Below are 12,079 nucleotides of genomic sequence, written 5' to 3'. Positions count from 1 at the left end.
ATGCTAGCTTTTACTGCCCTTTTTAGTGCAGAATGGTCGATTAATAAGCAGCCGGCGAGTGCTGCACTAATAACTAACTCTACCTCACCACACAAACTGGGATTTGGCCAACGGATGAAAACTGCCATGAAGGCGTTGAGTGTCGGCATCGGGCTGCTCATTTCGAGCTTAGCCTGCCAGGCCTCTGATCTCAGTGATGAACTCGCCCATAGTACAGATTTCCAGCAATCATTTGCCCAAGCCCGGCTTGATCCGCTTGCTTTAGAGCCAACTCATTTAAATCAAACTGCGTCTAATGATGCTGCGATTGAGCTAGCAGTGCTGCAGCACATGCAACATCTAGCAGCGCAAGTGATGCCTCTGACCGAGGCTCAGCGATCTTGGGCGATACGTTGGCAAAATAGTGGTCATCAGTTGATTCAACATACCGCAGAGCTGTTGATCACTCGAGCAAATCAGCGAGCCATCCCTTCTTGGTCTGACTGGCTGGTGTTATCGCAACAGCGACAGCTGTATTGGTTAAGTCGGCAAGATTTTCCCGCATGTGCTGTGGATGGTGTGTTTGATGGCGTCAACTCTACTGTCTTAGCTGCGTTAGCACTGCGCTGTGAGCGAGCTGATTTACTGCGACAAGTGATCGCCCGCGGCGAGCGGGAAGCGACCTTAAATAGCCTGCGCGAAATACCACAGCGTTTCGATCAAACCACGGCTAAGCAACTGTTAGTTGAAGCTGCCAAGCATGGCGACTTGGCTGTTGCAGCAATGCCGGTACTGGCCATTCACTTCGGCCCGGATGCGGACGTTCAGCAGTTAATGGTTGATGGCCTTTATGACGAGCGCATTGGCCCGGTGTCTGCGGTGTCGTTGGCCAAGTATGGTAGTCAACAAACGCTTCAGGAACTACATCGTAAATTGCAGTTGAAACAGCTTGATAGCCCGGCCGACCGTTTTGCCAAACTGGCAATTGAACGAAGTGGCTATGTGCTTGAACCGTTGGCGTTGCATCACCGTTAAACTGCTGAGCAACCTAGGGTTGCTTTCATAACCTCACTATACTGACTCCTCAACTTTTCTACGTGGCCATTATGAAATACAAGGATCTGAGAGACTTTCTCGACCAACTTGAGTCGCTCGGCGAACTAAAGCGAATTTCACAGCAAATTGACCCTAATTTGGAAATGACTGAAATTGCCGATCGTACCCTGCGAGCCGGCGGTCCTGCGCTGTTGTTTGAGAATCCAAAAGGGTTTGATATGCCAGTATTGGCTAACCTGTTCGGCACCCCGAAACGGGTCGCGTTGGGCATGGGCCAAACTGAGGTGAGCGCGTTGAAGGATGTTGGCAAGCTATTAGCGTCACTCAAGGAACCTGAGCCACCTAAGAGCTTTAAGGACGCTCTGCAAAAACTGCCCATGTATAAGCAAGTGCTTAATATGCCAACCAAAGTATTAGGCAAAGCACCTTGTCAGCAGATTGTTGTTGAAGGCGATGACGTTGACCTGACTAAGCTCCCGATCATGACCTGCTGGCCTGGTGATGTTGCGCCATTGGTGACTTGGGGGTTGACCATTACCCGTGGACCGCGCTCAAAACGGCAGAATCTCGGTATTTATCGCCAACAGCTACTCGCCAAAAATAAGCTGATTATGCGTTGGTTATCCCATCGCGGCGGAGCGCTGGATTTGCGAGATTGGCAACAGCAACACCCGGGGGAGCCGTTTCCTGTGTCTGTGGCGCTGGGCGCCGATCCAGCAACCATTTTAGGGGCAGTCACGCCGGTCCCTGATACCATGTCAGAATATGCTTTTGCAGGTCTCCTGCGGGGCAATAAAACTGAAACTGTCCGATGCATCGGTAATGATCTGGAAGTACCCGCGAGTGCTGAGATTGTGCTCGAAGGTGTGATCGAACCTGAGGAATTTGCGCCAGAGGGACCATATGGTGATCACACCGGCTACTACAATGAAGTAGAGCAGTTTCCGGTATTCACTGTGCAGCGCATCACCATGCGCAAAGAGCCAATTTATCACAGCACATACACCGGCAGGCCGCCCGATGAGCCAGCGGTCCTTGGCGTCGCTTTAAACGAAGTGTTTGTGCCTATTATACAAAAGCAGTTTCCGGAGATTGTTGATTTTTACTTGCCGCCAGAAGGCTGCTCGTATCGGTTGGCAGTGGTCACCATTCGAAAGCAGTATGCCGGTCATGCCAAGCGGGTGATGATGGGTGTTTGGTCGTTCTTACGGCAGTTTATGTACACCAAATTTGTTATTGTTTGCGACGATGATATTGATGCTCGCAATTGGCAGGATGTCATTTGGGCGATGACGACGCGAATGGATCCGGCGAGGGATACCACCCTCATCGAAAATACCCCGATCGATTATCTTGATTTTGCTTCTCCGGTTGCTGGATTGGGATCGAAAATGGGAATGGATGCGACCAATAAATGGCCAGGCGAAACCGATCGTGAATGGGGTGAGCCGATTACTATGAGCCAAGAAGTAAAAGATCGAGTGGATGCCATTTGGGATGAGCTCGGCATTTTAAATGGCAACAACTAAGTTGCCTTATCTGGAGTAACGATGAAACAAGTGACTTGCACGGTAAGCCGTCTAGAGGCGCTGACGCCTTTTGTTCAGCGTGCAATTTTGACCCCAACCGAAGCGGTCGAGTTCTTACCTGGGCAGTATTTAATGTTGCACCTGTCAGATGAAGACAAGCGACCATTTTCAATAGCTAGCGCTAATTCTGCTGACGTATTGGAGCTGCATATTGGTGCTGGGCGAGCAGATAGCTACGCAGGGCAAGCCATTGACTATTTGCGTGATAATGACCAAGTAACGGTTTCGTTGCCGGGCGGCGATGCCTATTGGCATCCTGAGCGTCATGAACCAACCATTCTGATGGCTGGCGGCACAGGCTTTTCTTACGTTAATAGCATCTTAATGAGCATGATCGATGTGCCGCGCCGTGAGCCGTTGGTGTTGTACTGGGGTGTTCGCAAAGAAGCCGACTTGTACGAATGGCCACGCATTGAACACTTGGCGGCGAACCATGACTGGTTAACCGTATACGCCGTGGTTGAAGAACCCTCTGCCGGCTGGCAAGGAAAAACGGGCCAGGTTCACCAAGCAGTATTAGCCGACTTTGCTGATATGAGCGAATACGACATCTACATGGCCGGTCGATTTGAGATGGTTGGTGTAGCACGCGATGCATTTCTCGAACGTGGCATGCTGCGCAAGCGGATGTTTTCCGATGCTTTTGCCTTTATCGAGTAGCATCGATCACGACAAAGCAACGGCTTTGCGATAGGCCTCAAGGGCGCTGCTATAGTTGCCGTTTTGCTCCATCGAAGCGGCTAATGCTAGGTAATCGCGACGATTACTTAGCTGCCGCAGCGCTTTTTTCAAATGGTCGCTGGCTTCGTCAAAATAACGAGCATGGAGCGCGGTAATACCCACCAAGCTGGCGCGCAGGGCTTCATCGCCTTTTGCTCGTTTTTTTACTTCCTGCAGTTTTTGTTCTGGGTCCGATACTGGCAACTGCAACCACTCATCTAGTAGCGTTTGAGTCGGTGCTTTCAGTAGTGCCAGATAAACCAGCTCAGCGGCCTTGGGGCCGCCGCCGTGGCGGCGCATTGCACGGCTGAAACTGGCCAGAATATCGCCGTTTTGTTGGGTCTTGCTGGCCAGTGATTGCCAATAACTCATGGTTGGCTCGACACCTTTTTGGCTCGCTAGCAACTCAAAGTAATGGCCGTAAGCATTAACTTCTGTTTGTGCCAAGTAATCGGCTGATAACTGACTGTACTTTTTAAGCTCAGGCAATATTTGCAGCCACTCCGGCCACATTTCTAACACTTGATACAACTCGCTGAGTTGAGTTAGCAACGATGCATTTTTAGGGTTGTGGCGATGCCATTGCTCCAGCAAGCCCAAAGCTTCGCGCTGACTTTGCGGATTATCTGCCAATCTCGCCTTGGTCATCGCGATTGCTAGAGAATGGCGGCCGGCATCGCCGACTTGAGCGAAGTACTTTTGACTGCGCTTATCATGACCAAGGCGTTTGGCTGCCTCTGCGGCGACTAAATAGTTTAGCTCTGGGCTATGGCTATGATCGGCGCTTTTGGAAAGTAGTCGCTCCGCACTCTTCCAGTCTTGTGCCGCGACTGCGACTAAGCCGTCGGCTGTTTGCTTCAGTGCCAACCGCTGCTTGCGATTGCTCAGCCATAACACCGATTGGTTGGTTACTCGGAGTATTTTCTTAATCAGCCACTCAGTGACAAAAATCACCACAAACAAACCGATCAGAGTGATGACAAAACTCACGACCGTCATTTCAACCGTGGTTTCTCCCAAGGCAATCAATACATAACCTTTGTTGCCGCTAGCAACCGGGCCAAACACCATGGCTGCAGCCGCCGCGACCAACAAGACGATCACCCGAATCATAGGACACGCTCCTCGTCAGTGGTCGCAGATTGTGGCTCGTCTGTCGGTTCGGCCTGCTCGGCTGGCGACTCAGGTTCAATTTCTGGTTCGATTTGTTGCTCGACTTCTTGCTCGGTCTCTGGCGTTTGCACAGCTGGGTCAGATGGAGCTTCGGTCGGCTGTTCTGGCTGAGCTTGCGGTTGTTCCGTGTCTGTCGATGGTTGTGACTCTGCGTTGTCAGAAGTGGCGGCGTCATGGTCTGTTGCCAGCAGGCCGATAATGAGTTGGCGACTCTCCAAGTCGTCTGGCAGCTGTAAACGAACTGGCGAAATCGCCAGCTCAGCGAGCGTTTCGCGAACGTACTGAACCGCGCTATCTGAGTTATCAAAATACTCTCTGAGCCAATCATCGCTTTGATTAAGGGCGTTGCTATAGAGTTGCGGCTGATTGCGCAGTGCTGCCAGTTGTGCTTGTTGCAATGTCAGGCGAATATTCGCACGGAGATACCAACGTTGTTCTGGCGGCAGCAATGGCGTCGCGCCATCAGCACGGCGATTGACAGCAATAAAGCCATCAACAAAGTGACGCCAGCTTTGCATCAAATTTTGACGCCAATCAGACGGATCATTGGTCACTGCCTGGTCGTTCTGAGGACCAACACTGTCGGGAATTTCAAGGGCATTTAGGGGTAACACATCGAGTTGGCTAATTAAGCCATCGAGCGTCAGCGCGATACCGTCGATATCGACCCGAGGCAGAGCACCAAGCGTGGCGATATCGTTACTTAAACTGCGGCGCAGCGACAACAACTGTGGATCGCGTAACTCTGCAACGCGAAGATCTGCGCTTTTCAACAGCGCCTTGGCACCATTGACATCGCGCTCCATCCACAATTTTCGAGTCGCCAACCGGATCAGGTAGTCGACTTCGGCCAGCAACCACTCATTGGATTTACGGCCATCAAGTTGTTGCAGACGTTGCTCCATTCGTTGCTGAGCTAACATGCTATCGGCTAACTGGGTTTGAAACTGATCCAGCGATTGCTGCTGATTTTGATTGGAGGTCGTCAGCTGTTCAAACACGGTAATTGTTGCTTGTTGGCGGCGCTGAAACTGTTCGCTAAATTCGGCAAACTGTTGTTGATTCTTCTGCCACTCTGGCCACACCATGGTGACGGCGAACAGGCCCAAAATAATCGCAGCAAAGCTAATCAAGCTAAAAACCAGCGCAGTCACGGCAACACCATTACCCGGCTTTTTCGTCGCATCCTCAGTGGCGCTGCGTTCGGCCTCGTCGGTGAAGGCTTGCTCGACCTCCTCTGTGGTTGGCGCCGAGGATTGTTCTAAGGGCTGTTGCTCGTCTTTGGTGGCTATTTCTGTTTGCTGTTTTTCTGTCATATTGATTTAGCCTTGTTCATCGCGGTCAGCAATGTCTCTTTTAGCGCCCGATTATTGGCGCTAGGACTGATCAGGATTTGGTTGAAGCCCATCGTTCGGGCTAAATTTGCCAGTCGCTGGCTTACCGTGATCAGCGTGTTTGAGTATAGCCACCTCTGCTGTGATTCATCGCACAGCGCTTGTAAACGACTCAATTGCTCTCCGCTGGTGACTATCAGATAGCTTATGTGTTGTTGCCAGTATGGAACCAACTGACTGGAATTTAAAGTAATTGCCGATCTTTGGTAACACTCGCAGTAGTTTACCTTGGCACCACGCTCGGAGAGTTGTTGAGCCAGCAGTTCGCGGCCGCTTTGACCACGCAAAATAACAATGTTTTGTTGGTTTACATCGGTTAGTTGCGGCAATACCAACAAACCCTCGCTAGTTTGTTGTTGCGGCGCAATAGCGTTCACACCGACTTGCTGCCAGATACCTTGAGTGGCCTGACCGACGGCAAAATAGCTCAAACGGTGCGGCCAACAGCTCGCCAACTGTTGATTGGCGAATGACACGGCATGCTTGCTGACGGCAATGACCTTATCGGCGGCTGCCAGCATATCTGCTAGCAATTGCAAATGGCGCCCTGGCTGTATGGTAAATAGTGGCTGGCTGACGGTCTCGATGCCATCAGCAGCCAGCAACTGCTGCAATTCGTCGCATTCTTGCTCAGGGCGGGTCAGCAGTACCTTAGTCATTGCAGCTTAGCCTGCGCAGCCTTCTAACAGAGGCTTAGCGCCCAGCTCCAATAGTTTTTCTGCGACTTGTATACCTAGTGCTTCTGGCTCTGAGGCCGGCCCGCTTAATACACAGCGGAGTATGGTCTGGCCGTCCATACTGCCCACTAAGCCAGTTAGTGTTAGCTGGGAACCATGATGCGCGGCTTGTCCAGCGATCGGCACTTGGCAACCACCTTCTAAGTGGCGGTTCATTGCTCGCTCGGCGCGAACACACAAGGCGGTGGTTTGACAATGTAGTGGTGCTAGCAGCGCTTGAGTGGCTTGGTCGTCCTCGCGACATTCAATACCAACGGCACCTTGGCCTGCAGCTGGTAGGCACAAACTATGGGGCAGGTGTTGCTTGATTCGTTCCGGCATTTCGAGCCGAATCAAGCCGGCACTGGCTAGAATGATGGCGTCATATTCACCATTGTCGAGCTTGCCCAAGCGGGTACCGACATTGCCACGCAAGTCTAAGATCTCTAGGTCAGGACGAGATGCTTTGAGTTGGCACTGGCGTCGTAAACTAGAGGTGCCAACACGGGCGCCATGTGGCAACGCATCGATGGTTTGATAATCGTTGCTGACGAAGGCATCGGCGCTATTTTCTCGTGGGCAGATAATCGGCAAGCTGAAAGGTTCAGGTAATTCCATCGGTACATCTTTCATTGAATGTACCGCGATGTCAGCTTCTCCTTCCAACATAGCCACTTCCAACTCTTTGATAAACAGCCCCTTACCACCAATCTTGGCCAATGGCGTATCAAGAATTTTGTCGCCTTTGGTCACCATGGGAACGAGTTCGACTTTAAGCTGCGGATGATAGTGTTGAAGTTGTGCTTTTACATATTCAGCCTGCCACAAGGCTAACGGACTTTTACGAGTGGCGATGCGGATCAGAGACATATAACTTTCCATTTAGCGTCATAGCAACATGCTATCACTGCCCTTACCCAGACCCAAGCTTTGGTACAGTTTACCTTGGGGTGTTAAGTTGTTAGCATGATCACGTTTTACCCAAGGTACCAGCCTATTTATGTCGCCGTTTTGTTGCCATTTAGTTAGTTATCCCTGTCACCGGGTTGTGGTGAGCTGATGGATACCAATGGTATTGAAATCGAGCAACGTATCGCTCGACTTGAAGCGCTTAATCAGCAGCGCCTCAATCGTGCGCGTCTTATCCTCACCGAATCCGGCCTTAAAGTCTTTGAGTTGATTGCGCCGCTATTGCATTTCAATCACCCTGATTTGCCAGGCTACGTTGGTGGTAGCTGCCCTGCTGGTATTCAAAATTATCACTTGCTGGAAACCCAGCGCCGCTACTTGTCTGAATGGGAGCATTTTCGCCCCGAACTGACCGATGACAGCGCTATTCTCGGTGTGTTCTGTATGGGCAGTACTGCATCGTTGGGCCAGTGTTGTGATTCTGACCTCGATGTTTGGGTGATTTACGATTCCAATCTGAATGCTCATCAGCGCATGTTGCTGGAGCAGAAATGTCAGAAGATAACGGCCTGGTCCGCCCAAATGGGTATTGAGGCGAATTTCTTCTTGGTCGATCCCGAGCAATTTGTGCGTAGCCGCCAACAAGTGGTAACCAAAGATAACTGTGGCTCGACTCAAAACTGGCTGCTACTCGACGAGTTTTATCGCTCTTGTGTTCGCTTGGCCGGTTGTAATTTGGTTTGGTTTTTGGTGCCGGTTGATTGCGAAGAGCAGTATGCTGAATATGTCGCGGCACTGTTTGATCAGCAGCTGATGGATCCACGCGACTGGGTCGATTTGGGCGGCATTGCTCGCGTTCCTGCGGAAGAGTATTTCGGCGCAGCATTGTGGCAGCTCTATAAGGGCATCGATTCGCCCTTTAAAGCGGTTCTCAAAACCTTACTGCTGGAATCCTATTCACACCAGTACCCTAACACCAGTTTGCTGTGCCACGAGTTCAAACAGAGCTGGATGGATGGTTGTTGTGACCCGTTGGGGTTGGATAGTTACCGTTTAGTATTGGAACGCGTCAGCGACTATTTGCGCGAGCAGAATGACTGGGCGCGATTGGACTTAGCGCGGCGCTGTTTCTATCTCAAGACCTGTATGTTGCTGAGCCAACCTGTCGAAGAGCTCAATTGGCAGGTGATTGGCTTACGCTACCTGATGTCTGATTGGCATTGGCAGCATGAGCTATTGGTCGAGCTTGATCGTCGTGAACAATGGAAAGTCGAGCACGTCAGAAAAGCTTACCGCGAGGTTCTTGAAGCCTTGATGGTCGGGTTCCGCAAATTGATTGAATTTGCCCGCCGTAATCAAATCAGTGAAGCCATTAACCCGGAAGACATCGGGGTGCTATCGCGCAAACTGTATGCGTCGTTTGAGATGACGCCGAGTAAGGTTGACCTCATTAACCCAAATATTGCGCCGAGCTTGTTTGAACCGGTTATCACCTTGGTTCAGGTGCCAGAAGGCCGCCACAATCCTGCGGGCTGGTATCTGTATAAAACGCCATTACGGGCCAGTAGTATGATTGGTGCGAAGCATCAGAAACACACCGATCATTTATCCAAGCTGTTAGCGTGGGCCTATTTCAATGGCATTGTTAACCCTACGACGCAAATCAATATTCATGCGCCGGATAGCAATATCACGGTTGATGCAGTGCGCCGCATGGTGCGTGATCTAAGTTCGGCGATGCCGGTCACTTTTGCTGCCACGCGCAAGGAAGAGCTCAGTAAGCCCAGCGAAATTCGTCAATTGATGCTGTTCGTTAACTTATCTCATCCGCAGGCGTATGCTGACCACGAGTTGCCACTTGATGCCACGCCAGAGAGCCATAGCATCTTTAGCCTTGGCGACGACGAAGAAAATTTGGTTCAAAGCATTGATATGTTGTTTGTCAGTAGCTGGAATGAGATTCACAGTTACCATTTCGCTGGTAACGAAGCGATTCTTGATTGCATGGTGATGCTGACATCGAAAATGCACAAGCAAGCAAACATACCGATGCGCAGTGATGTGTTTTGCTACTCACAACAAAACCCAAATTTGATCGGCCAGCAAGTCCGCCAGGTACTGCTCGATTGCATGACGATGCGTCTGGATCGCTCAGGTTCAGGTTCCGATTACCGGCTGTTTACCCTCGGTGGCGAGCGCCATGGTTTGTTCTTTGAGCGGCGCTCGGTTTACAAACATAAGTTAGAAAATCCGGTCGATTTTTATCGCCATATTTCTCACAACAAGATTGGCGGTCGTGATCATGCTTCAGGTGAGTCGGCCGATAGCGTTGCGCCAACTATCGTCGAAAACCATGCTAGTGAAGGCTTGGTGCAGTTCTTTTTTGAGCAGGGCTTAGAAGGCTTCAACATCTATGTGGTTGATGAGGCCAATCAGGTTGAGCTGTATGAACACTTCAAAGGTTCGAAAGAAGAGCTGGTGCAAAGTGTCAATCGTTTCTACTCATCGTCAAGACAACAACAAAGCGATGAAGAGGAGCAAAAAGTGAACTTCAACCTGCCGCAGTTCTACGAAATCGTCGAACGTAACGGCAGTAAGCACATCTTGCCTTACGGTGCCGGCGGCAGCGTGTCGCAGTCAGTCAACCTTTAGCGAATCTTAATCGGCTCGCCAGCTTGTTCGCTGCAAGCGTTGTTGAAAATATCGAGAAAGTTCTCGCCAGTTCGATCATCCAGCCAAGCACCATCAACATAGTTAAAGTGATAGCCGTTTTTGCGTGTCGCCAGCCACAGCTGATGCACCGGCTCTTGGCGGTTAATAATCACCTTTGAGCCATCGGCAAAATCAATGGTCAAAATACCTGCCATCATCTCGTAATCGATATCGGCATCGATTTCGTCAAGTTGCTCTTCAATGGCGTTCAGCTGCTCATCAATCAGGGTATGAAATTCGGTGTCGTTCATAGATCAGTCACAATGGTTGCAATTGTTGATTTGAGTGCGATTATAGAGGCCATTCTGACAATTTCTATAACTGAGAGTGGAAACAGATGCGGAACAATCTGCGGTCACGACTGGTAGGGGCAGCTTTGCTGGCCTTAATGTTTAGTCTTTCAGGCTGTGGTCAGAAGGGGCCACTTTATTTGCCTGAAGAGCCTCAGCAACAACCTCAGCCGACTGACGAGCCTGAGCAACCAGCGACCGAGCCAGCTTAAGGGCCTTGACCCCACTGGCACCAGAATCTCAAGGAGTACTTTTTGGACCATTTTAATTATCAGGACAACGGCCAACTGTTTGCTGAACAGGTTCCCGTTGCCGCTATTGCCGAAACTTACGGCACCCCTTGTTATGTGTATTCACGCGCTACCTTAGAGCGTCACTGGAAAGCGTTTGATGATGCTGCTGGCGATCACCCTCATTTGGTGTGTTATGCGGTCAAGGCTAACTCCAATTTAGCCATATTGAGTGTGCTAGCAAAGCTGGGTTCGGGCTTTGATATTGTCTCTGGTGGTGAGTTGGCTCGTGTGCTTGAAGCCGGTGGCGACCCAACCAAAGTCGTGTTCTCTGGTGTCGGTAAAACGGTTGAAGAGATTGAATACGCGCTCGAGGTCGGGGTTGGCTGTTTTAATGTTGAATCTGAGCCTGAGTTGCATCGCATTGCCAAGGTGGCTGAGCGACTAAAAAAAGTAGCGCCAATTTCGGTGCGGGTAAATCCAGATGTTGATGCTGGCACTCACCCATACATCTCAACTGGTCTGAAAGAAAACAAGTTTGGTATTGCCATCGAGCAGGCCCCTGAAGTTTATCGCCAAGCGGCGGCATACCCGCAGTTGAAAGTGATTGGAGTCGATTGCCATATTGGCTCTCAGCTCACCGAATTAGCGCCGTTTTTAGAAGCGCTTGACCGCTTGTTAGTACTGATCGATCAGCTTGCATCTGAAGGCATCGTCATTGAGCATTTGGATGTTGGCGGCGGTTTAGGTGTGCCATACGATGGTGAGCAACCGCCACATCCAAGTGAGTATGCTGCGGCATTGCGCGAGCGCTTAGCTGACCGCCCCCATCTCAAACTGGTATTTGAACCGGGCCGGGCGATTGCTGCTAATGCTGGCGTTTTGCTGACCAAAGTTGAATTCCTCAAGCCTACTGAAGCGAAACACTTCGCTATTGTTGATGCGGCAATGAACGATCTGATTCGCCCTTCGCTCTACAGTGCTTATCAGGCGATTGAACCGGTCGATCGGAGCTTAGAGCGAGATTCTGCGCTTTATGATGTCGTTGGCCCGGTTTGCGAAACTGGTGATTTCTTGGGTAAAGACAGAGAGTTAGCGATTGCAGAAGATGATTTGCTAGTGGTGCGCTCGGCCGGTGCATACGGTTTTTGCATGTCGTCAAACTACAATTCAAGACCTCGTCCGCCGGAGATTTTAGTCGATGGTGACGAAACAATTGAGATCCGGCGACGCGAAACCTACGCAGAACTATGGAAAGGAGAGGTAGTGCTGCCGTAAACTAGCGCCATAGATTGAATTAGAATATTGCAT

General features: G+C 50.6%; 11 protein-coding genes. 6 read left to right on the top strand and 5 right to left on the bottom strand.

Translation table 11 applies throughout. From position 1 onward, the window contains the following. The first annotated feature begins 114 nt into the window (after positions 1-114). The 3 genes from CBE68_RS01090 to fre all read left to right on the top strand — a co-directional run bounded on the left by CBE68_RS01090 (position 115) and on the right by fre (position 3,284). Positions 115-1,014: a hypothetical protein gene (locus CBE68_RS01090; protein ID WP_143824446.1), complete on the top strand. Its 900-nt coding sequence runs from the start codon at positions 115-117 to the stop codon at positions 1,012-1,014. A gap of 71 nt (positions 1,015-1,085) precedes the next feature. Next, on the top strand, positions 1,086-2,564 hold the full coding sequence (gene ubiD, locus CBE68_RS01085) for a 4-hydroxy-3-polyprenylbenzoate decarboxylase (RefSeq protein ID WP_087504216.1): 1,479 nt from the start codon (positions 1,086-1,088) through the stop codon (positions 2,562-2,564). A 21-nt stretch (positions 2,565-2,585) separates the two neighbouring features. Further along, positions 2,586-3,284, top strand: a complete 699-nt coding sequence (gene fre / locus CBE68_RS01080; RefSeq protein WP_087504215.1) for an NAD(P)H-flavin reductase — start codon at positions 2,586-2,588, stop codon at positions 3,282-3,284. A 6-nt stretch (positions 3,285-3,290) separates the two neighbouring features. Here fre and CBE68_RS01075 read toward each other — a convergent pair whose 3' ends face one another. From CBE68_RS01075 to hemC, 4 genes are read right to left on the bottom strand one after another with little or no spacing between them, the layout of a single operon-like run. Beyond that, entirely contained in the window at positions 3,291-4,457 is a 1,167-nt protein-coding gene (locus CBE68_RS01075) for a heme biosynthesis HemY N-terminal domain-containing protein (RefSeq protein ID WP_087504214.1), read from the bottom strand. Continuing rightward, a complete protein-coding gene (locus CBE68_RS01070; protein ID WP_087504213.1) occupies positions 4,454-5,833 on the bottom strand; it encodes a uroporphyrinogen-III C-methyltransferase in 1,380 nt (459 codons plus the stop codon). The genes CBE68_RS01075 and CBE68_RS01070 overlap by 4 nt, the downstream gene beginning before the upstream one ends. Further along, positions 5,830-6,570, bottom strand: coding sequence for a uroporphyrinogen-III synthase (locus tag CBE68_RS01065; protein ID WP_087504212.1), 741 nt, complete (start codon positions 6,568-6,570; stop codon positions 5,830-5,832). The genes CBE68_RS01070 and CBE68_RS01065 overlap by 4 nt, the downstream gene beginning before the upstream one ends. A 6-nt stretch (positions 6,571-6,576) precedes the next feature. After that, complete coding sequence (gene hemC, locus CBE68_RS01060; protein ID WP_087504379.1) at positions 6,577-7,497, bottom strand: hydroxymethylbilane synthase; 921 nt, start codon at positions 7,495-7,497, stop codon at positions 6,577-6,579. 189 nt (positions 7,498-7,686) lie between these two features. Here hemC and CBE68_RS01055 point away from each other — a divergent pair, with 189 nt between their 5' ends. Continuing rightward, positions 7,687-10,188, top strand: a complete 2,502-nt coding sequence (locus CBE68_RS01055) for a class I adenylate cyclase (RefSeq protein ID WP_087504211.1) — start codon at positions 7,687-7,689, stop codon at positions 10,186-10,188. Here the strand turns inward: CBE68_RS01055 and cyaY are convergent. After that, positions 10,185-10,499: an iron donor protein CyaY gene (cyaY, locus tag CBE68_RS01050; protein WP_087504210.1), complete on the bottom strand. Its 315-nt coding sequence runs from the start codon at positions 10,497-10,499 to the stop codon at positions 10,185-10,187. The two genes, CBE68_RS01055 and cyaY, sit on opposite strands and share 4 nt — an antisense overlap. 86 nt (positions 10,500-10,585) lie before the next feature. Here cyaY and lptM point away from each other — a divergent pair, with 86 nt between their 5' ends. Both lptM and lysA read left to right on the top strand, forming a co-directional pair. Continuing rightward, positions 10,586-10,750 (top strand): LPS translocon maturation chaperone LptM, encoded by a 165-nt coding sequence (gene lptM / locus CBE68_RS01045; protein ID WP_087504209.1) that lies wholly within the window; start codon positions 10,586-10,588, stop codon positions 10,748-10,750. A 42-nt stretch (positions 10,751-10,792) separates the two neighbouring features. After that, positions 10,793-12,046, top strand: a complete 1,254-nt coding sequence (gene lysA / locus CBE68_RS01040; RefSeq protein WP_087504208.1) for a diaminopimelate decarboxylase — start codon at positions 10,793-10,795, stop codon at positions 12,044-12,046. Positions 12,047-12,079: the final 33 nt, after the last annotated feature.

The organism is Neiella marina (assembly GCF_002165625.1).
Taxonomy (GTDB): Bacteria; Pseudomonadota; Gammaproteobacteria; order Enterobacterales; family Neiellaceae; genus Neiella; species Neiella marina.
This window is presented reverse-complemented; position numbering and strand designations above follow the sequence as displayed.

Bases quoted from the DNA above. Each gene is read 5' to 3' on its own strand.
- CBE68_RS01090 (WP_143824446.1), top strand. From the start codon at position 115: ATGAAAACTGCCATGAAGGCGTTGAGTGTCGGCATCGGGCTGCTCATT.
- ubiD (WP_087504216.1), top strand. From the start codon at position 1,086: ATGAAATACAAGGATCTGAGAGACTTTCTCGACCAACTTGAGTCGCTC.
- fre (WP_087504215.1), top strand. From the start codon at position 2,586: ATGAAACAAGTGACTTGCACGGTAAGCCGTCTAGAGGCGCTGACGCCT.
- CBE68_RS01075 (WP_087504214.1), bottom strand. From the start codon at position 4,457: ATGATTCGGGTGATCGTCTTGTTGGTCGCGGCGGCTGCAGCCATGGTG.
- CBE68_RS01070 (WP_087504213.1), bottom strand. From the start codon at position 5,833: ATGACAGAAAAACAGCAAACAGAAATAGCCACCAAAGACGAGCAACAG.
- CBE68_RS01065 (WP_087504212.1), bottom strand. From the start codon at position 6,570: ATGACTAAGGTACTGCTGACCCGCCCTGAGCAAGAATGCGACGAATTG.
- hemC (WP_087504379.1), bottom strand. From the start codon at position 7,497: ATGTCTCTGATCCGCATCGCCACTCGTAAAAGTCCGTTAGCCTTGTGG.
- CBE68_RS01055 (WP_087504211.1), top strand. From the start codon at position 7,687: ATGGATACCAATGGTATTGAAATCGAGCAACGTATCGCTCGACTTGAA.
- cyaY (WP_087504210.1), bottom strand. From the start codon at position 10,499: ATGAACGACACCGAATTTCATACCCTGATTGATGAGCAGCTGAACGCC.
- lptM (WP_087504209.1), top strand. From the start codon at position 10,586: ATGCGGAACAATCTGCGGTCACGACTGGTAGGGGCAGCTTTGCTGGCC.